Source organism: Streptomyces sp. NPDC025721 (assembly GCF_055558595.1).
The window spans coordinates 1-19,117 of record NZ_JBVHMF010000010.1 but is presented as its reverse complement, the minus strand read 5'-3'; the positions used below and the strand labels follow the sequence as shown (position 1 = coordinate 19,117).

At 71.6% G+C, this 19,117-nt stretch carries 18 protein-coding genes and 1 rRNA gene; 5 read left to right on the top strand and 14 right to left on the bottom strand.

Annotation, left to right across the window (positions count from 1 at the left end; translation table 11 throughout):
- Positions 1 to 32: 32 nt before the first annotated feature.
- From ACZ4EF_RS16200 to ACZ4EF_RS16180, 5 genes are all read right to left on the bottom strand, one after another.
- Positions 33 to 1,694, bottom strand: coding sequence for a bifunctional uroporphyrinogen-III C-methyltransferase/uroporphyrinogen-III synthase (locus ACZ4EF_RS16200; protein ID WP_355340670.1), 1,662 nt, complete (start codon positions 1,692 to 1,694; stop codon positions 33 to 35).
- A complete protein-coding gene (hemC, locus tag ACZ4EF_RS16195) occupies positions 1,691 to 2,683 on the bottom strand; it encodes a hydroxymethylbilane synthase (protein WP_355340673.1) in 993 nt (330 codons plus the stop codon). Before hemC ends, ACZ4EF_RS16200 begins: the two co-directional genes overlap by 4 nt.
- 243 nt (positions 2,684 to 2,926) lie before the next feature.
- A complete protein-coding gene (locus ACZ4EF_RS16190) occupies positions 2,927 to 4,282 on the bottom strand; it encodes a glutamyl-tRNA reductase (protein WP_401855356.1) in 1,356 nt (451 codons plus the stop codon).
- A complete protein-coding gene (locus ACZ4EF_RS16185) occupies positions 4,279 to 4,989 on the bottom strand; it encodes a redox-sensing transcriptional repressor Rex (RefSeq protein WP_188281706.1) in 711 nt (236 codons plus the stop codon). The genes ACZ4EF_RS16190 and ACZ4EF_RS16185 overlap by 4 nt, the downstream gene beginning before the upstream one ends.
- Before the next feature lie 131 nt (positions 4,990 to 5,120).
- Positions 5,121 to 5,819, bottom strand: a complete 699-nt coding sequence (locus ACZ4EF_RS16180; protein ID WP_467504983.1) for a 3'-5' exonuclease — start codon at positions 5,817 to 5,819, stop codon at positions 5,121 to 5,123.
- Between the two features lie 249 nt (positions 5,820 to 6,068).
- On the opposite strand from ACZ4EF_RS16180, the gene ACZ4EF_RS16175 reads away from it, so the two are divergent.
- The 4 genes from ACZ4EF_RS16175 to ACZ4EF_RS16160 all read left to right on the top strand — a co-directional run bounded on the left by ACZ4EF_RS16175 (position 6,069) and on the right by ACZ4EF_RS16160 (position 10,130).
- On the top strand, positions 6,069 to 6,335 hold the full coding sequence (locus ACZ4EF_RS16175; protein ID WP_355340682.1) for a glutaredoxin family protein: 267 nt from the start codon (positions 6,069 to 6,071) through the stop codon (positions 6,333 to 6,335).
- Positions 6,336 to 6,438: 103 nt separating this feature from the next.
- Positions 6,439 to 7,452 (top strand): HAD family hydrolase, encoded by a 1,014-nt coding sequence (locus ACZ4EF_RS16170; protein ID WP_355340685.1) that lies wholly within the window; start codon positions 6,439 to 6,441, stop codon positions 7,450 to 7,452.
- Between the two features lie 340 nt (positions 7,453 to 7,792).
- Positions 7,793 to 8,617: an ECF subfamily RNA polymerase sigma factor, BldN family gene (locus ACZ4EF_RS16165; RefSeq protein WP_391052059.1), complete on the top strand. Its 825-nt coding sequence runs from the start codon at positions 7,793 to 7,795 to the stop codon at positions 8,615 to 8,617.
- 241 nt (positions 8,618 to 8,858) lie between these two features.
- Positions 8,859 to 10,130, top strand: coding sequence for a DUF5667 domain-containing protein (locus ACZ4EF_RS16160; protein ID WP_467504980.1), 1,272 nt, complete (start codon positions 8,859 to 8,861; stop codon positions 10,128 to 10,130).
- Between the two features lie 98 nt (positions 10,131 to 10,228).
- Here ACZ4EF_RS16160 and ACZ4EF_RS16155 read toward each other — a convergent pair whose 3' ends face one another.
- From ACZ4EF_RS16155 to ACZ4EF_RS16120, 8 genes are all read right to left on the bottom strand, one after another.
- Positions 10,229 to 11,497 carry a lysophospholipid acyltransferase family protein gene (locus tag ACZ4EF_RS16155; RefSeq protein ID WP_467504978.1) on the bottom strand — a complete coding sequence of 423 codons (1,269 nt, stop codon included), beginning with the start codon at positions 11,495 to 11,497 and terminating at the stop codon, positions 10,229 to 10,231.
- A 26-nt stretch (positions 11,498 to 11,523) separates the two neighbouring features.
- Positions 11,524 to 12,591 (bottom strand): NAD-dependent epimerase/dehydratase family protein, encoded by a 1,068-nt coding sequence (locus tag ACZ4EF_RS16150; protein WP_355340696.1) that lies wholly within the window; start codon positions 12,589 to 12,591, stop codon positions 11,524 to 11,526.
- A gap of 196 nt (positions 12,592 to 12,787) precedes the next feature.
- Complete coding sequence (locus ACZ4EF_RS16145; RefSeq protein WP_003948845.1) at positions 12,788 to 12,886, bottom strand: 30S ribosomal protein bS22; 99 nt, start codon at positions 12,884 to 12,886, stop codon at positions 12,788 to 12,790.
- A 137-nt stretch (positions 12,887 to 13,023) separates the two neighbouring features.
- Entirely contained in the window at positions 13,024 to 13,245 is a 222-nt protein-coding gene (locus tag ACZ4EF_RS16140) for a helix-turn-helix domain-containing protein (RefSeq protein ID WP_188281714.1), read from the bottom strand.
- A 128-nt stretch (positions 13,246 to 13,373) separates the two neighbouring features.
- On the bottom strand, positions 13,374 to 14,207 hold the full coding sequence (locus ACZ4EF_RS16135) for a phosphatase (protein ID WP_391052069.1): 834 nt from the start codon (positions 14,205 to 14,207) through the stop codon (positions 13,374 to 13,376).
- Positions 14,208 to 14,453: 246 nt separating this feature from the next.
- Positions 14,454 to 15,626 carry an acetoin utilization protein AcuC gene (locus tag ACZ4EF_RS16130; RefSeq protein WP_355340703.1) on the bottom strand — a complete coding sequence of 391 codons (1,173 nt, stop codon included), beginning with the start codon at positions 15,624 to 15,626 and terminating at the stop codon, positions 14,454 to 14,456.
- Positions 15,595 to 16,776 (bottom strand): MFS transporter, encoded by a 1,182-nt coding sequence (locus ACZ4EF_RS16125; protein ID WP_467505140.1) that lies wholly within the window; start codon positions 16,774 to 16,776, stop codon positions 15,595 to 15,597. The genes ACZ4EF_RS16130 and ACZ4EF_RS16125 overlap by 32 nt, the downstream gene beginning before the upstream one ends.
- Before the next feature lie 169 nt (positions 16,777 to 16,945).
- Positions 16,946 to 17,593, bottom strand: a complete 648-nt coding sequence (locus ACZ4EF_RS16120) for an HAD family hydrolase (RefSeq protein ID WP_355340706.1) — start codon at positions 17,591 to 17,593, stop codon at positions 16,946 to 16,948.
- Between the two features lie 355 nt (positions 17,594 to 17,948).
- Between ACZ4EF_RS16120 and ACZ4EF_RS16115 the strand changes: the two genes are divergently transcribed.
- The gene (locus ACZ4EF_RS16115; RefSeq protein ID WP_467504975.1) at positions 17,949 to 18,923 is read left to right on the top strand and encodes an MFS transporter; all 975 of its coding nucleotides are present in this window, start codon (positions 17,949 to 17,951) and stop codon (positions 18,921 to 18,923) included.
- 102 nt (positions 18,924 to 19,025) lie between these two features.
- Here the strand turns inward: ACZ4EF_RS16115 and rrf are convergent.
- Positions 19,026 to 19,117: ribosomal RNA gene (rrf, locus tag ACZ4EF_RS16110) — 5S ribosomal RNA — on the bottom strand; the annotation flags it as partial.

The following is a 19,117-nucleotide window of genomic DNA, read 5'->3' as shown; positions in this document are numbered from 1 at the left end:
CGGGCCTCAGATCCGGGCCTCAGATCCGGGCCCTAGACGCGGGCCCTTCTGCGCGAGCCGGGACGGCGCTCGCTGGGACGGGTCACCGGGTCGCCCGCCTCCTCGGCCGCGACCCGGCGGGCCGTACCGAAGTCGGCGAGGGCCTGCGCGAGAGCGAGCACGGACGGCTCGGGCGACATGACGTCCACCCGCAGCCCGTGCTCCTCCGCCGTCTTGGCGGTGGCGGGCCCGATGCAGGCGATCACGGTGACATTGTGCGGCTTGCCCGCGATGCCGACGAGATTGCGCACGGTCGAGGACGAGGTGAACAGCACCGCGTCGAATCCGCCGCCCTTGATGGCCTCACGGGTGTCGGCGGGCGGCGGCGAGGCGCGCACGGTCCGGTAGGCCGTCACGTCGTCCACCTCCCAGCCCAGCTCGACCAGTCCGGCCACCAGCGTCTCGGTGGCGATGTCGGCGCGCGGCAGGAAGACGCGGTCGATCGGGTCGAAGACCGGGTCGTACGGCGGCCAGTCCTCCAGCAGCCCGGCCGCGGACTGCTCGCCGCTGGGCACCAGGTCCGGCTTGACGCCGAACTCCACCAGCGACTGGGCGGTCTGCTCGCCGACCGCGGCGACCTTGATACCGGCGAAGGCCCGCGCGTCGAGCCCGTACTCCTCGAACTTCTCGCGCACCGCCTTGACGGCGTTCACCGACGTGAAGGCGATCCACTCGTAGCGTCCGGTCACCAGGCCCTTGACGGCCCGCTCCATCTGCTGCGGGGTGCGCGGCGGTTCGACCGCGATGGTCGGCACCTCGTGCGGCACGGCGCCGTACGAGCGGAGTTGGTCGGACAGCGACGCCGCCTGCTCCTTCGTGCGCGGCACCAGGACCCGCCAGCCGAACAGCGGCTTGGTCTCGAACCACGACAAGTGCTGGCGCTGGGCGGTGCGTTCGCCGACGACGGCTATCGCGGCGATCGGTCCCTCGGGCGTCGGCAACGCCTTGGTCGCCTTCAGCTCCGCGGCGATGGTGGCCAGCGTCGCGGTCCAGGTGCGCTGCCGGGTGGTGGTCCCGGCGACGGTCACCGACAGCGGGGTGTCGGGCTTGCGTCCGGCGGCGATGAGTTCCGCGGTGGCGATCGCGACGGTCTGGAGCGTGGTGGAGACCACCAGCGTCGCGTCGCTCGCGCCCACCTCGTTCCAACAGCGGTCGCCGGCGGTGGCCGCGTCCACGAAGCGCACGTCACTGCTCAAGTGCACGCCCGCGTAGGCGGGTACGCCGACGGCGGCGGCCACGCCGGGCACGACCTCGAAGGGGATGCCCGCGTGGGCACAGGCCAGCATCTCCTCGGCCGCGGACGAGTCGAGGCCGGGGTCGCCCGCGACCGCACGGACGACCCGCTTTCCGGTCCGCGCGGACGCCATGACAAGCTGGGTGGCAGCAGCCGAGACAGCGGAGATGTCCAACACCTCGCCGTCTGCGGCGGGTTGGGCCGTGCCCACGTCCGCGCGGGCGTGCGTGCGGACCACGTCGAGCACCGGCGCGTCGCCGACCAGCAGGTCGGCACGGGCCAGCGCCTCCACAGCGCGCAAGGTCAGCAGCCCGGGGTCTCCGGGCCCGGCACCGAGGAAGGTGACGTGGCCGGAAGAAGGTCGGTTGGAACCGGCGGTCCCGGCGGTGTTCGTCGTTGCAGCGACGGCGGCGGGGTTCAAAGTGCGCGCTCCCCCATAAGACCGGCCGCACCCTTGGCGAGCATCTCGACGGCCAACTCGCGCCCGAGGGCACGCGCTTCGTCGTCGGACGCCGGTACGGGGCCGGTGATGGACATCTGCACCAGTGAGGCGCCGTCGGTCGTGCCGACGACACCGCGCAGGCGCAGCTCGGTAGTCTGCCCGTCGGCCACGAGGTCGGCGAGCGCGCCCACAGGGGCGGAGCAGCCGGCTTCGAGGGCGGCGAGCAGGGATCGCTCGGCGGTCACGGCGACCCGGGTGAACGGGTCGTCGAGCTCGGCGAGCTGTGCGGCCAACTCCTGGTTGGAGGCGGCGCATTCGACCGCCAACGCTCCCTGGCCGGGAGCGGGCAGTACGGCGTCGGCAGCGATCAGCTCGCTCGCCTCCGCGAGCCTGCCGATACGGTTCAGCCCGGCGGCGGCCAGTACGACCGCGTCGAGCGTGCCGGAAGTAACGTACCCGATGCGGGTGTCAACATTGCCACGGATCGGCACCGTCTCCACGGCCCTGCCGTGTGACCGTGCCCACGCGTTGAGCTGCGCCATCCGTCGCGGGGAGCCCGTGCCGACCCGCGCTCCGTCGGGCAGCGTCTCGAACGTCAGGCCGTCGCGGGCCACGAGTGCGTCCCGCGGGTCCTCCCGTACCGGGATCGCCGCGAGCGTCAGGCCGTCCGCCGCCGCGGTGGGCAGGTCTTTGAGGCTGTGCACCGCGAAGTCGATCTCGCCGGCCAGGAGGGCGTCCCTCAGGGCCGACACGAAGACGCCGGTGCCGCCGATCTGGGCCAGATTCTCGCGCGAGACGTCGCCGTACGTGGTGATCTCGACCAACTCGACCGGGCGGCCGGTCAGTTCCGTCACCTGGGCGGCGACCATGCCCGACTGCGCCATCGCCAGCTTGCTCCGCCGGGTCCCCAGCCGAAGGGGCTGCGCCCCGTGCGAGGAGGGTGCCCCCTCGACGGCTTCCTCGCGCACGGCGGGTGCCCCCTCGGGGGCGCGGGGCGCCGCGGCCTCAGCCGCGGCGGCGCCGCTCGTCTGCGCCGGGTCCGGCGGGGCACCACCGGTTGTTCCCGGACCACCGGCCGTCACCGGCCGGCCGCGCAGTTCCCCGCGCCCCTGCGGGGCACGTCCAGCCGCGTCCGGCACCTCGCGCCCACCCGGCGGCAGCCTCAGATCAGACACAGCCCCGGGCTCGTGCGGGGCACCCGTCTCGTTCATTCAGCGGCCTCGATTCGGTTCTGGGACGCCCAGGGTGGTGCGGGTCGGCGCGGAGCGGACGGCGGCTACGGCCTGCGGGTCGAGGTCGAAGAGCTCGCGCAGGGCGTCGGCGTAGCCCGCGCCGCCCGGTTCGCCCGCGAGCTGCTTGACCCGCACGGTGGGCGCGTGCAGGAGCTTGTCGACGACGCGGCGCACCGTCTGGGTGATCTCGGCGCGCTGCTTGTCGTCCAGATCGGGCAGCCTACCTTCGAGGCGGGAAAGTTCACCCGCCACGACGTCGGCGGCCATGGCGCGCAGCGCCACCACGGTGGGCGTGATGCGAGCGGCACGCTGAGCCGCGCCGAAGGCGGCGACCTCTTCGGAGACGATGGCGCGCACGGCGTCGACGTCGGCGGCCATGGGCGCGTCGGCGGACGCGGCGGCCAGCGACTCTATGTCGACCAGGTGCACGCCGAGCAGGGCGTGCGCGGCCGAGTCGATGTCGCGCGGCATGGCGAGGTCAAGCACGGCGAGGTCGGTGCCCGCCGGGCGCTCGGCGAGGGCGGCGCGCAGGTCGTCCGCGCTCAGCACCAGGCCGGTCGCGCCGGTGCAGGACACCACGACGTCGGCGGTGCGCAGCGCGGCGGACACCTCGGACATGGTGATCGCGCGGCTGTCGAGGGCGCCGTTGTCGGAGGCCAGGGTCGCCGCGAGGCGCTCGGCCCGGTCGACCGTGCGGTTGGCGATGGCCAGCTCGCGCACGCCCGCGCGCGCGAGCGTGGCGGCGGCCAGGGAGGACATGGAGCCCGCGCCGACGACGAGGGCGCGGCGGCCGGCGAGCGGTCCCGTCGTCACGGCGAGCTGGTCCAGGCCGAAGGTGACCAGGGACTGGCCCGCCCGGTCTATCCCGGTCTCGGAGTGGGCGCGCTTGCCGACCCGCAGGGCCTGCTGGAACAGGTCGTTGAGCAGCCGCCCCGCGGTGTGCAGCTCCTGCCCCGCGGCCAGCGCGTCCTTGATCTGGCCGAGGATCTGGCCCTCGCCGACGACCATGGAGTCCAGCCCGCAGGCCACGGAGAGCAGGTGGTGGACGGCCCGGTCCTCGTAGTGCACGTACAGGTGCGGGGTCAGCTCTTCGAGGCCGACGCCGCTGTGCTGGGCGAGGAGCGTGGACAGTTCGGCGACCCCGGCGTGGAACTTGTCGACGTCCGCGTACAGCTCGATGCGGTTGCACGTCGAGAGCACCACCGCCTCGGCCGCGGGCTCCGCGGCGAGCGCGTCCTGGAGCAGCTTGGCGCGGGCGTCCCCGGTGAGCGCGGCCCTTTCCAGGACGCTCACGGGTGCGCTGCGGTGGCTGAGTCCGACGACGAGAACACTCATGCGGGCATCACGGCGGGTACGTCACCGTCCGGGTCCTGGCGGTCCTCGCCCGCCTTGCGCTGCTCGTGGAAGGCGAGGATCTGCAGCTCGATGGAGAGGTCGACCTTGCGTACGTCGACGCCGTCCGGAACGGTCAGCACGGTCGGCGCGAAGTTGAGGATCGAGGTCACACCGGCGGCCACGAGGCGGTCGGTGACCTCCTGGGCGGCGCCGGCGGGCGTGGCGATGACGCCGATCGACACCTGGTTGTCGTCGACGATCGACTCCAGCTCGTCGATGTGGCGGACCGGGAGCCCGGCGACCAGACGGCCCGCGAGGGCGGGGTCGGCGTCCAGCAGCGCGGCGACCCGGAAGCCGCGGGAGGCGAACCCGCCGTAGTTGGCGAGCGCGGCGCCGAGGTTGCCGATACCGACGATGACGACCGGCCAGTCCTGCGTGAGGCCCAGCTCACGGCTGATCTGGTAGACGAGGTACTCGACGTCGTAGCCCACGCCACGGGTCCCGTAGGAGCCGAGGTAGGAGAAGTCCTTGCGCAGCTTGGCCGAGTTGACCCCGGCGGCGGCGGCGAGTTCCTCCGACGACACGGTGGGCACCGAGCGCTCGGAGAGTGCTGTCAGTGCCCGCAGGTACAGCGGAAGTCTGGCGACGGTGGCCTCGGGAATCCCTCGGCTGCGGGTCGCCGGTCGGTGAGATCGGCCAGTTGCCACGGTGCTCCTGCGGGTAGAGCTGGGCTGAAGACGACCACGGTCTTTGGGGCCGCCCCGTGGACAGCAGGCTATGTCTTTGTGAACGCGTGCACAAAGATGGTGTCCGATTTGCCCGGCGGACGTGACCGGCATCACGCGCTCCCATTACGGACATTGGGCACCATTCGCCGTGCGGAATCGTTGCTGCGGCGCTTCCAGAGTGCGTCAACGACCCCCGGTAGGCCAGTGGCCTGCGGCCATTCCACCGCGGCGGCCTGCGCCAGCCGCTCGTCCAGAACGGCGGATTCCGCAAATTCGACCGATTCCGCACCCCGAACGTAGTGCGAGAACAGCTCAGCCGTCGCACGGGCGTCACCCAGCGCGGTGTGCGCGTGCCACTCCGTGACGCCCGCTGCCGCAGCGCAGTCGCGCAGTGACAGTCCGTGCGGAGCGGGCAAGCGGGCGGCGGCCATCCGCATCGTGCAAAGTTCTGGTATAGACGGCAGCCGCACCCCGACGCGGGCGTACTCGGCGGCCAGGAACGAGCGGTCGCACCCCACGTTGTGCCCCACGAGCACCCGGCCGCGCAGCAGGCTCAGCAGCCGGGCCGCGATGCCGTCGAACGAGGGCGCCCCGCCGAGGTCGCCGCCCTCGATGCCGTGGATGTGCGTCGGGCCGACCGGACCGTGCGGATCGACGAGCGTCGTGAACTCGCCCTGCGGAGTCAGGTCCTTGTCCAGCAGCACGACCGCCAGCTCCACCACCCGGTGCCGCCGCGACGACGAACCGGTCGCCTCGACGTCGACCACGGCAAAGCCGTACGCCGAAGCCTGGCTCGGAGCCGAGAGCACGCGGTCACACTCCTCACGCATCGCCCCCGGCCGTACAAAACGACCTCGATCGTAATCGAATGTGCGCGAGTGCGAGTAACGCCCGCATATCGCCTGTGACACAGGTGCAGTACGGCCGCACGGAGGGTCACGGGTGACAGGTGGTGCGACCCGGCGCCGTACGGGCGCCTGTTCCTCGCACGAGAGCCCGTTCCCCGTACGCGAACCCGTCGTACGGGCGCCCGGACCGTCCGGCGCACAATGGCCCGTATGACGAACGACGACACCGCGGCGGCCGTGCGCACGGTCACGCTCATCGGCAAGCCCGGCTGCCACCTGTGCGACGACGCGCGCACCGTGATCGAGAAGGTGGCGGGCGAGACCGGCGCGGCCGTGGAGGAACGGGACATCACCCGGGACGAGGCGCTGTACGCGCGGTACTGGGAGCAGATCCCCGTCGTCCTCATCGACGGCGAGCAGCACACGTTCTGGCGCGTGGACGAGAAGCGGCTGCGCGCGGCGCTCACCGCGGGCTGACCCGGCCGGGACCCGCAGCCGGTCACTGTCCGGTCGTGTGGCGTTCACGCCCCCGCATCGTGCGCGAACAGGGCTTGACGCGCCGGGTGGTTATGCTCGCGGTATGGCCGCACGCAGATGGCTCACCCCCCGTAGGCAGGCCGGCACCGAGCGCAGTGTGCTGGCAGGCGAGGCCGCGGCACTGGCCGCGGAGACCGCCCTGGCCACCAAGACCCGGCCGCGGGACGCGGTTTCCGCCGGGCCGGAGGAAACCGTCACGTCCGCGAGATCCGCGGCGTCCGCGAAATCCGCCAGGACGGGGAAGCCGGACGAGCCCGCCGAACCTGAGTTCCCGGCGCACGACCAGCCCCGCGCGGCGGCCTTCTTCGACCTCGACAACACCGTGATGCAGGGCGCCGCGATATTCCACTTCGGCCGCGGCCTGTACAAGCGGAAGTTCTTCGACACCCGCGACCTGCTGCGCTTCGCCTGGCAGCAGACGTACTTCCGCATGGCGGGCAACGAGGACCCCGAGCACATGCGGGACGTGCGCGAGAGCGCGCTGTCCATCATCAAGGGGCACCGCGTCGAGGAACTGATGTCCATCGGCGAGGAGATCTACGACGAGTACATGGCGGGCAAGATCTGGCCCGGCACCCGCGCGCTCGCCCAGGCCCACCTGGACGCCGGGCAGCGCGTCTGGCTGGTGACCGCCGCACCCGTCGAGACCGCCACGATCATCGCCCGCCGCCTCGGCCTGACCGGCGCGCTCGGCACGGTCGCCGAGTCGATCGACGGCGTCTACACCGGGCACCTGGTCGGCGAGCCGCTGCACGGACCCGCGAAAGCCGAGGCCGTACGCGCCCTGGCCGCCGCCGAGGACCTGGACCTGTCGCTGTGCGCCGCGTACAGCGACTCCTCCAACGACATCCCGATACTGTCCCTGGTCGGCCACCCCTACGCCATCAACCCCGACAGCAGGCTGCGCAAGCACGCCCGCGCCGAGGGCTGGCGGCTGCGCGACTACCGCACCGGGCGCAAGGCCGCCAAGATCGGCATCCCCGCCGCGGCCGGGATGGGCGCGGTGGCGGGCGGCGCCCTGGCCGCCGTCGCGATCAGCCGCCGCCGGCACTCCTGACGCAGCCGTCACGGGACGCCTGTGACCCCCGTGACGCCGCGGATCCGCCGCGCCGCGGGGCGTCCGAAGTGGCGGGAGCGACACGCGTGAACACGACCACAACACGCTCTCTCCGCGACCATTTCACGAGCAGAAGTGGTCAACTAAGGGCGCCTGTTCGATAATTGCTCGATCACCATTCCGCTTAGGAAGTGGCGGAAACGGCGATTTGAGCAACTCGGTGTAGCGTCGCCTGTACGAAGCGTTATTCTCCTCAGACGCATTCCGGTACCCACACGTCGCCACGACGAGTGAACGGTCCCGTACTGCACGTGATGGAAGTTCTGCCTCTGGGAGTCCCGTGTACCCACACGACGGGGTTGACACCTCTGGCCTGGCTGCGTTGCGCGCACTGGTGGTTGACCGCCTGATGCGCACAGTCCCCACGTACGCCGTGCCCGCCTTCGCCACGTCCGGTCCCACCGTCCCCGGCCACGCTTACGCGCTGGCCGAAGTCAGCACAGCCGCAGGCAGACGCACCCGCAGCAGCTCCACCAGCACCACCGGCGCGGGCAACGGCTCCGGCGGCGGTCAGTCGACCGCCACGACCACCGCCCGCCGCCCGGCCTCCGACACCGACAGCGGCCGGATGATGGACCTGGTCGAAAGGGCCCAGGAAGGCGAGACCGAAGCCTTCGGACGGCTCTACGACCACTACTCCGACACCGTCTACCGCTACATCTATTACCGCGTCGGCAGCAAAGCCACGGCCGAGGATCTGACGAGTGAGACGTTCCTGCGCGCCCTGCGCAGAATCGGTACCTTCACCTGGCAGGGCCGTGACTTCGGCGCGTGGCTGGTCACGATCGCCCGCAATCTGGTCGCCGACCACTTCAAATCGAGCCGGTTCCGGTTGGAAGTGACCACCGGTGAAATGCTCGACGCGAACGAGGTCGAGCGCAGCCCCGAGGACTCCGTTCTGGAGTCGCTGTCGAACGAGGCGCTGCTCCAGGCCGTGCGCAAGCTCAATCCGCAGCAGCAGGAGTGCGTGACGCTGCGGTTTCTCCAAGGTCTCTCGGTGGCCGAGACCGCCCGCATCATGGGCAAGAACGAGGGGGCGATCAAGACCCTCCAGTACCGGGCGGTCCGCACCCTGGCCAGGCTGCTACCGGAAGACGCCCGGTGAGTCCGCGTTGTCCCGTACCCCGGCAGGCCGTCATTCGGCCTATCAGTCCGATCATCAGAGCCGACCCGATCATCAGACCTGCGTAACCCAACTGGCCCGGCACTCGTTGCATCACATGCAGACATATCTGTGCCGCGCGCTGCCTGTTGCTGTTCACTCGATCGGGTGGACGGCAGCCGGGAACGCAACCTTCCGGGCGGCATGGGGAGTCGAGTGTGGATGACGAGAGGAGGTGCCGCCCGTGATCGGACAGGCAACGGCACACCGCCGGGCGAACGCCTTCGCCCAGGCCCTTGAGGACGCTGCTGTCCTCGACGAGACCACCGGCGAGCGCGGTGGCGGCGGTGCCGGACCGGCGAGCGGGCAGCACGGCAGCCATGCCGCGGCCCGGCACGCGGATCCCGAACAGGACTCGCTGCTGTCGCTCGCCGCGGCCATCGGCGACCGGCCGGCGCCCGTACTGGACGCCGAGAAGAAGACCGTCCAGCGCGCGCAGCTCATCGCCGCGATGGAACAGGCCATCGCCGACGGCAGTTTCGAGGTCACCGGCCGGGTTCCCGAGCAGCGCTCGGAGGGCACCGGCGGACACGGGGCCCACCGGCTGCGCAAGCTCACCCCGCGCTCCCGGCTGTCCCGGCGGCTCGCGGTCGGCGGCCTGTCCGTCGGCGTCGCCGCCGGTGCCTTCGGCGGAGTCGCGGCGGCCAGTACGAACGCGCTGCCAGGTGACACCCTCTACGGCCTCAAGCGGGGCATGGAGGACCTGAAGCTCGACATGGCGGGCAGTGACGCCTCCCGCGGCAAGGTCTACCTCGACATGGCCTCCACGCGCATGCAGGAGGCCCGGCGGCTCATGGACCGGCAGCGCGGCGGACAGCTCGACGACGAGTCCGTCGGCGATGTGCGCAAGGCGCTGTCCGGCATGCGGCAGGAGGCGGCCGAGGGACACCGGCTGCTCACCCAGGCGTACGCGAAGGACGGCTCGCTCCAGCCGATGGCGCTGCTCAACACCTTCGCCGCGTCGCACCGGCAGAGCTGGACCGAGATGCGGGGCAAGCTGCCCAGCCAGCTCACCGATGTCTCCGACCAGGTCTCGTCGGTCTTCGCCGCCATAGACGATGACGTCAAGCCGCTCGAATCCGTGCTCCCCAAGCCGAAGGACGACAGTTCCTCCGGCTCCCGGGGCCACCGGCGTTCCGGCGGCGGAAGCGACGACGGTACGGGCAGCGGTACGGGCTCCGGCTCCGGCACGCCGTCCGCGCCCGCGTCCGGGGACAGCAAGTCCGGGCAGGCGCCGAGCGGCAACCCGTCGGCGTCGCCCACCACCCCGCAGCACGAGGGCCTGATCGGCGGCCCGCTGCTCCCGCCCCCGCCGAACAGCACTCCCGGCAGCGGCAACGGCGCCACGGACACCCCGTCCGCCTCCGCCACCCCGCCCCACTCCGTCACCCTCCCCCCGCTCCTGCCCGGCCTCCTCCCCGGCCTCGGCCTCGGCGTGGACGACTCGAACGACTAGCACCACCGCACACCCAAGGGCGGCCGGCTCCCCGCGAGGAGAACCGGCCGCCCTTTCACGTTCAGAAGAACACCGCCCGACGCGTGGCGGGGCCGCCCTCAGAAGAAGACGGACCGCCTGTCCACCAGCAGCTTGTAGAGGGTGTGCTGGATAGTCTCGCGGACCTGGTCGGTCAGGTTGAAGACGAGCATGGGGTCCTCCGCCGCCTCGGGCGGGTAGGCGTCGGTGAGGATGGGCTCGCCGAACTGGATCGTCCACTTGGTGGGGAGGGGGACGAGCCCGAGCGGCCCCAGCCAGGGGAAGGTGGGGGTGAGGGGGAAGTACGGGACGCCGAGCACGCGCGCGAGGGTGCGGGAGTTGCCGACCATCGGATAGATCTCCTCGGCGCCGACCACCGAGCACGGAATGATCGGCACCTTCGTCTTCAGCGCCGTCGCGACGAATCCGCCGCGCCCGAACCGCTGGAGCTTGTAGCGCTCCGAGAACGGCTTGCCGAGTCCCTTGAAGCCCTCGGGCATGACCCCGACGACCTCCCCGCGCTCCAGCAGGACCTCGGCGTCCTCCGCGCACGCCAGCGTGTGCCCGGCCTTGCGGGCGAATTCGTTGACCACCGGCAGCATGAAGACCAGGTCGGCGGCGAGCAGCCGCAAGTGCCGTCCCGCCGGGTGGTGGTCGTGCACGGCGACCTGCGTCATGAGGCCGTCGACCGGCAGCGTCCCGGAGTGGTTGGAGACCACCAGCGCCCCGCCCTCGGCGGGGATGTTCTCGATGCCCTTCACCTCGACCCGGAAGTACGTGTCGAAGAACGGCCGCAGCACCGACATCAGCACCTGCTCGGTCAACTCGGCGTCGTAGCCGAATTCGTCGACCTCGTATTCGCCGGTGACCCGGCGCCGCAGGAACGACAGGCCGGAGGCGACCTTCCGCTCCCAGTCCCCGCCGAGCAGCCGGTCGGCGACCCCGCCGAGCGCGGCGGCCAGCCCCGGACCCTCGTCCCCCGCGGCGGAACCGGAAGCGGACCCTGAAGCGGACCCGGAACCGGAACCCGTACGCGCCCCCGTGGCGGATTCCGCTTCGGTCCCGCCGCCGCTTGCCTGCGCGGGGACCGCTGCGCCCGTACCGCCCGGGTCTGAGCCCGCCTCGGCCGTCTCCTGGGTCTCCGGCACCTCGGGCACCGCCGCCAGCGGCTGCGTGCCCGGCCCGCCCGCGCCGGACGACCCGGCGCCGTCCTTCTTCCTGGTGCCCGCGGACCGGCCGCCGCGCGACCGGCCGGACCCCGAGCCGGACCCCGGACCCGAGCCGGAACCCGAGCCCGTACGCCGCGCCCGCGAATCGTCGCCGAACGGGATCACCTTGGCGTCTGCCATGGTTCGACTCCTTCTGCCTGGTGCGGTCACGCGTGGTCGGCGTCGGTGGCGTCCGCGGCGTCGGGCGCCAGCGCCGCCGCGGCGAGCCGGTCGACGGCGCGCGCCATCCGGTCCGGCGGCAGCAGCCCGGGCCCGCGGCTGCGCGCGAAGTCGGCGAACGTCTCGGCCGTGGTGTACGCCGGCACGAAACCGAGCGTCTCACGCATCTGCCGGGTGTCCACCACCCTGCCGTGCGTCAACAGCCGAATCTGTTCGCGCGAGAAGTCGGTGACGCCCGCGGCCTTCAGCGTCCGTCCGATCCAGGTGACCGCGGGCAGCAGCACCGGCACGGTCGGCTTGCCGAGCCGCCGCGCGGTCTGCGACAGCAGCAGCACCCCGTCGCCCGCGATGTTGAACGTCCCGCTGTTGAGCGTCCCGCGCCGCGCGTCGAGCGCGGCCAGTACCAGCACCTCGTTCACGTCGTCCTCATGGACGAACTGCAACCGGGGGTCGTAGCCGAGGACGGTGGGCAGCACGGGCAGCGCGAAGAACTCCGCGAGCGGAGTGTCGGCGTGCGCGCCGAGGATGTTCGCGAACCGCAGCACCGCGACCGCGACGTCCGGGCGGCGGCGCGCGAAGCCCCGTACGTACCCCTCGACCTCGACGGCGTCCTTCGCGAAGCCGCCGCTCGGCAGCGACTTGGCGGGCATCGTCTCGGTGAAGACGGCCGGGTCGCGCGGCGCGGCGCCGTAGACGCTGGTGGTGGACTTCACGACCAGGCGCCGTACGGTCGGGGCCTTCTGGCAGGCGCCCAGGAGCTGCATCGTGCCGATGACGTTGGTCTCCTTGACCTGCGTCCGGCCGCCGGAGCCCATCGTGGTGGTGGCGCTGACGTCCAGGTGCACGACGGTGTCGACCGACGTCTGCGCGAGGACCTTGGCAATCATGGGCTGCCGGATGTCGGCGCGGACGAACTCCGCGGCGCCCAGATCGTGCTCGGGCGGTACGGCGTCGACCGCGATCACCCGGTCGACCTCCGGCTCCCGCAGGACGCGGCGGACGAAACGGCCGCCGATCGGTCGCGCGACTCCGGTGACGAGCACCACCTTGCCCACGGTTCAGCGCCTTCCTACGGGGTTGTACGCACCGTACCCGTTCGTTGTTGCGCCGCAGTGACGGCCCGCTGTGCGGGCCGCCGACGTCACGCCGCTGCCCCCTCCGTCACACCTGCCCCGGAAAACGCCACTGCCCCCTCCACCGCCTACGGGCGGTGGAGGGGGCAGGAAGAGCGGCGTACTGCGTCGAGCCCGCTTACTTCTTGTTGCGACGCTGAACGCGCGTCCGCTTCAGCAGCTTGCGGTGCTTCTTCTTGGCCATACGCTTACGCCGCTTCTTGATGACAGAGCCCACGACTACCCTCGCTTCGTTTTCACTCGGTGCGGGGCGTCCGAGCCCACACGACCTACGTCGGCCAAGCCTACCCGCCCGAGGCGGACGAGCATAAACCGAGCCCCACGCAGGCGGTCAGCGGCCCTCGGCGGGCGAGATCAGGCAGATTCCCCCACCCCCACCCCCACATAGGACTCACGCAGGTAGTCGTGGACGGCCTGCTCCGGAACCCGGAAAGACCTCCCCACCCGGATCGCCGGCAGATGACCGCTGTGCACCAGCCGGTACACCGTCATCTTGGACACGCGCATGACCGCGGCAACTTCGGCCACGGTAAGGAACACGACCTCGTTGAGAGGCCTGGTTTCGCTTGAAGCCATGACACACCTGAACTTTCCGCACCTGACGGCCACCGGCTTCCCCTCCGGCGACTCCAACAGTCAAGTGCGCTCCCCCTCAGATTAGGGGCGCATGATGCAAGTGGGGAAGAGGAGTTGCCAATAGTTGATTACTGTGACAGCCACGCCCGATGGAGTACGTAGCGGGTAAGCGGCCGGTAGTAATCGGACCGCACGGTGTCGTCCAGCGGTACCGCGACCGACACCCTGCCCTCCGCTTCCGCGACGAACACCGCGGGGTCGTCGGAGTCGGCGAGACCGATCGCCTCGATGCCCAACTGCCCTGCCCCGCATACGAATCCGTGGTCCCCGACCACCAGCCGCGGCAGCACTCCGCCCTGCTCCGCGGCTGCCGCGAGGGCCGCTCTGACGGGCAGCGGGGAGTGCGTATGAGCACCCGGTTCGCCCGCCCCCGCACCCTCCTGCGAACCCTCCGCACCAGGCACGGGGCGCACCACGGCGACACCTCCCACGTACCAAAGATTGTGACGCCGTACCCCGAACTGTGTCGGCATATCGACGTAGCCGCCGTACGCAGGGGTGAGAATCACACATCCCGCCGCCGACAGCGCGGCGGCCAAAGAGGCGTAGAAGCCCAACAGCCGATGAGGGTGGCCCGTCCCCAGCAGAACGGGGATACGATCCTGCGCCGCCCTGCCAAGGCGCTCGGCGAAGGCGTCCAGCGCCGCCACCGTGCAGTCCGGGTCGATCGTGTCCTGCCCCGAGGTGTCCGCCGGGTCCGGCGACACACCGCAGCGGTCGGCCATCAGCCGCAGCAACTCCGCCGTGCCCCACTCCCCTTCCGGATCCAGCCCCAGCGTCTGGCGCGGATCCCGCGCCGCGAAGAGCCGGTAACTGTGCAGACTTTTCTCCCTCGGGGTCGAGACCCGTCCCGCCAGCCCGGCCGCCACCAGATGCGCGCGCAGCGCGCCGACACTCAGCACCCCTTGATCGTCCCGACTCCCTCCGCCCGCCGGGTACGAAACCGCCAAAAACACCCCGTGCGGGTGACCCGCGCCGAGTGCGCTCCGGACGTAGAAGACCTACGCCACACGCGTACGCGCTCCGCTGTAACGGGTTACCGAACAACGCGGTGACGGCGTGTGCGAAATTGGGGGATTCCGTGGAGAAGGAGCGCCACGCTCGCCGGAAAAGGGGACAACGCGCTACGGCGTGCCGCCGGACAGGCCCTACGGCAGCAGGCCGTGGAGCGGGAAGACCGCGCGGCGGGTGGCGATCACGGCCTGGTCGAGCCGGTCCGCCGGGTCGTAACCGGAGTCGGCGAAGTCCGCCCAGTGCGGATCACGGCCGTCCGTCATCCGCAGCGGCCCCTGCTGCCGGGTCCGGGCGTAGACCTCGTGCCGCCACTCCTCGGGAACCGGCGTCTTCGGCGCCACCGGCGCGCCCGCCGCGATCCCCACCAGATGCGTCCACGTACGCGGCACCACATCGGCCACCGCGTAACCCCCGCCGCCCAGCGCGACCCAGCGGCCCTCCGCGTGGTCGTGCGCCAGCGCGTGACACGCCTCCGCGACCAGCCGCTGCGCGTCCAGCGACACCGCCAGATGCGCCAGCGGATCCTCGAAGTGGGTGTCCGCGCCGTGCTGCGAGACGACCACCTGCGGCCGGAACGCCGCCACCAGCTCCGGCACCACCGCGTGGAAGGCCCGCAGCCAGCCCGCGTCACCCGTCCCCGCGGGAAGCGCCACATTGACCGCGCCGCCCTCCGCGGACGGCCCGCCCGTCTCCTCCGGCCACCCCGTCTGCGGGAACAGCGTCCGCGGATGCTCGTGCAGCGAGATCGTCAGCACCCGCGGGTCGTCCCAGAACGCCGTCTGCACACCGTCGCCGTGGTGTACGTCCACGTCCACGTACACCACCCGCTCCGCGCCCAGCTCCAGCAGCCGGGCCACCGCGAGCGCCGCGTCGTTGTAGACGCAGAAACCCGCCGCCGCGCCCGGCATCGCGTGGTGCAGCCCGCCCGCGAAGTTCACCGCGTGCAGCACATCGCCCTGCCACACCGCCTCGGCCGCGCCCACCGACTGCCCCGCGATCAGCGCGGACGCCTCGTGCATCCCCGCGAACGCCGGATTGTCCTCGGTACCGAGCCCGTACGACAGATCCGCCGCGGCCGGATCGGCGGACGCCGCCCGCACCGCCGCCACGTAATCCGCCCGGTGCACCAGCGCCAGCGTCGAGTCGCCGGCCGCGGGCGCCGCCACCACCGACAGCTCCCGGTCGAGCCCGAAGGCCCGCACCAACCCGCGCGTGAGCGACAGCCGCACCGGGTCCATCGGGTGGCCCGGACCGAAGTCGTACTTGGTTACCCGCTCATCCCACATCAACTGTGCTCGGCCGCTCATGGCCGACACCGTACCCGGCGGGCCCGGCCTCGAAGGACTTGGCGTACAACAGCGTGGCCCCCACCAGCACCATCGGCACGAGCATCGCCCCGCGGTAGCTCCACACATCGCCCAGCGCGCCCACCAGCGGCGAGCCGACCAGGAAACCCACGTAGTTGAAGATGTTCAGCCGCGCGATGGCCGAGTCCGAGGCACCGGGGAACATCCGCCCGGCCGCCGCGAACGTCTGCGGCACGATCACGCACAGCCCGAGCCCCAGCAGCGTGAAGCCCAGCATGCCCACCCACGCCCCCGGCGCCACCGCCACCACCGCGAAGCCCGCCATCGCCAGCACCGTCCCCAGCCGGACGACGGGCGCGGCACCGTACCGCCGCACCCCGAAGTCACCCACCGAACGGCCGATCAGCGTCGTCACCATGTAGACGGCGTACGGCACGGTGGAGAGCTGCTCCGAGCTGTGCAAGGTGTCCTGGAGGTACTTCGCGCTCCAGTTGGAGACCGTCGAGTCACCGATGTACGCGAAGGCCATCACCAGACAGAGCGGCATCAGCAGCCGCATCACGACGGCCTGCTTCTCGCCCGCCAGCTCGGTGACGGACGGCTGCTCCTGGTCGGCGTACCAGCGGCTCGCCACCAGCGTCAGCGGGATCAGCAGCGCCACCACCGGCCCGTACAGCGCCACCAGCGAGATGTGCCAGTGCGCCCCCGACCACGCCAGACACGCCCCGACGATCCCGCCCAGGCTGTACGAGGCGTGGAAGCCGAGCATGATGCTGCGGCCGTAGGTGTGCTGGAGGCTCACCCCGAGCATGTTCATCGACGCGTCCAGACCGCCGACGCACACCCCGAACAGCGCCAGCGTCACCGCGGCCATCCACAACTGGTCGCCCGCGCCGAGCAGCAGCAGGACCAGGGCCACCACCGGCTGCACCCAGCGCAGCACCGCACTCGGCCTGATCCGCTTCACGACGTACTCGGTCGCCACGCTGCCCAGGCCCGCGAGGATCGGCACCGCCGCCAGGAACACCGGCAGCAGCCCGTCGCTGATGCCGTACCGGTCCTGGATCGCCGGAATCCGGGTGACCAGCAGCGCGAACAGCGCGCCCTGCGCGAAGAAGCTGATCGCGAGCGCGGCCCGCCCGTGCCGCAGCCGGTCGTCCGGCTGCCGGTACTTCACGGGGGCGGCGGGCCCCCCGGGGGCGCTCTGCGCGGCTTCGTCCATGAGCGAGCAGCGTAAACGCGGAAGCTACGGATGAGTAGGTGGCGGGGGTCACAATTGTGATCAACCCGCGCCGGACGGCTCCCCGGACCGCTCCCGCTCACCTCAGCAGCAGGTCGGGCAGCCCTTCCATCGCACCGAACAGGGCCGTCGCGTCGGCCACCTTCTCCGCCGGGGTCATCGCCGTGAACGCGTACACGTCCATCCCCGCCGCGACCGCCGCCCGCACCCCCAACGGACTGTCCTCGACCACCGCGCACCGCTCGGGGGCCACCCCCATCACGGCCGCCGCGTGCAGGAACAGATCCGGCGCCGGCTTCCCCCGCCCCACGTCCTGCGACGAGAAGATCCGCTCCTCCCCGAACCGCTCGTACAGCCCCGTCCTGCGCAGCGCCACCCTGATCCGCTCATGGCTCCCCGACGACGCCAGGCAGTACGGCACCCCCTCCGCCACCAGCCGGTCCAGCACCCCGGCCGCCCCCGCCACCGGCTCCAGCTCCCGCTCGAAGGCCGCGAAGACCCGCGCGTGCAGCTCCTCGTCGAACCCCTCGGGCAGCCGCCGCCCCGACCGCTCCCACACCACGTCGTGCACCCGGTGCACCGCCGCGCCCATGTAGTCCCGGATCGAGTCCTCGTACGTCGTCGGATGCCCCACCTCCGTCAGGTGCCCGGCGAGAATCCGGTTGGATATCGGCTCGCTGTCCACAAGGACGCCGTCGTTGTCGAAGATGACCAGGTCATACCGCATACGGCCACTGTAGTTGGGGGCACGCATCCGGTAGCGTACGGGCCATGTCGAGCCCCGAGGCATCCAAGGCGGGGGCTTTCGGTCACGCCGTCAGCCCCCTGAACCACTGAGTTCGCAGCTCCCTTTCACCGTCCGCCTTTTTCGCACGCACCTTTTGCGCGGCCTTTCGCGGCCCTCCGCGCTTTTGGGCGGCCCTCCGGGCTTTCGTGGCCCTCCGGGCTTTCGTGCGACTCTCCGCGCGGCTCTTCGCGCGGCCATGGCTGGACGGCTGCCGCACCCCGGGTGCTGACCGCGGTGACGAGACGACGTTTTCACGTTTCCTCTCGTGCATCTCCTCACCTCGGAGCCTTTCCCGATGCCTCTCCGTCTCCCTGTTCCGCTGTACCTGCTCGCCATGGCCGTCTTCGCCATGGGCACCTCCGAATTCATGCTGGCCGGCCTCCTGCCGGACATCGCCGCCGACCTCGACGTGACGGTCGGGACCGCGGGCACGCTCACCTCGGCCTTCGCGATCGGCATGGTCGTCGGCGCCCCGCTGATGGCCGCCCTCGCCCGCGCCTGGCCCGCCCGCAGCAGCCTGCTCGCCTTCGTCGTCGCCTTCGCGGCGGCGCACCCCGCGGGCGCCGTCACCGGCAGCTTCCCGGTCCTGTTCGCCACCCGGATCGTCGCCGCGCTCGCGAACGCGGGCTTCCTCGCCGTCGCCCTCACCACCGCCGTCACCCTCGTCTCCCCCGACCGCAAGGGCCGCGCGCTGGCCGTACTGCTCTCCGGGACGACGGTGGCCACGGTCGCCGGGGTGCCCGCGGGCGCGGTACTCGGCGCCCTGGTGAACGCGGCCACCTTCGCGAGCTTCACCTTCCTCGCACCGGTCGTCACCGACACCGCGGGCCTCGGCCGCCTGTGGATCCCGGTGGCCCTGATGCTCTTCGGCGCCGGCTCCTTCGCCGGAGTCACCCTCGCGGGCCGCCTCGCCGACCACCGCCCCGGCCTGGTCCTCACCACCGCGGGCCCCCTGCTGCTCCTCGGCTGGCTCGCCCTGGCCCTCCTGGCCGACCGGCCGGCCGCCCTGCTCCCCCTCGTCTTCCTCCAGGGCGCCCTGTCCTTCCTCCTCGGCGGCACCCTGATCACCCGCGTCCTCTACGAAGCAGCCGCCGCCCCCACCATGTCCGGCTCCTACGCCACCGCCGCCCTCAACCTCGGCGCGACCCTCGGCCCCCTGACCGCCGCCGCCACCCTCCACACAAGCGCCGGCCCGCTCGCGCCCTTCTGGACCAGCGCCCTCCTCGTCCTCCTCGCGCTCCCGCTCCTCCTGTCCTCGACGCCCGGCTGATAGGCGGGCTCGAAAACCGGTTTTCCGGTGGGTGGCGGGGAACGCAAAAGAGGCCCGGCGTCGGATCCTAAGATCCGAGGCCGGGCCTCTTCCATAAAAATTGTTCGGCGGTGTCCTACTCTCCCACAGGGTCCCCCCTGCAGTACCATCGGCGCTGAAAGGCTTAGCTTCCGGGTTCGGAATGTAACCGGGCG

Excerpts from the sequence above, each read along its gene's own strand:
- ACZ4EF_RS16190 (WP_401855356.1), bottom strand. The coding sequence starts at position 4,282 with ATGAGTGTTCTCGTCGTCGGACTCAGCCACCGCAGCGCACCCGTGAGC.
- ACZ4EF_RS16175 (WP_355340682.1), top strand. The coding sequence starts at position 6,069 with ATGACGAACGACGACACCGCGGCGGCCGTGCGCACGGTCACGCTCATC.
- ACZ4EF_RS16170 (WP_355340685.1), top strand. The coding sequence starts at position 6,439 with ATGGCCGCACGCAGATGGCTCACCCCCCGTAGGCAGGCCGGCACCGAG.
- ACZ4EF_RS16155 (WP_467504978.1), bottom strand. The coding sequence starts at position 11,497 with ATGGCAGACGCCAAGGTGATCCCGTTCGGCGACGATTCGCGGGCGCGG.
- ACZ4EF_RS16140 (WP_188281714.1), bottom strand. The coding sequence starts at position 13,245 with ATGGCTTCAAGCGAAACCAGGCCTCTCAACGAGGTCGTGTTCCTTACC.
- ACZ4EF_RS16130 (WP_355340703.1), bottom strand. The coding sequence starts at position 15,626 with ATGAGCGGCCGAGCACAGTTGATGTGGGATGAGCGGGTAACCAAGTAC.
- ACZ4EF_RS16120 (WP_355340706.1), bottom strand. The coding sequence starts at position 17,593 with ATGCGGTATGACCTGGTCATCTTCGACAACGACGGCGTCCTTGTGGAC.
- ACZ4EF_RS16115 (WP_467504975.1), top strand. The coding sequence starts at position 17,949 with ATGCCTCTCCGTCTCCCTGTTCCGCTGTACCTGCTCGCCATGGCCGTC.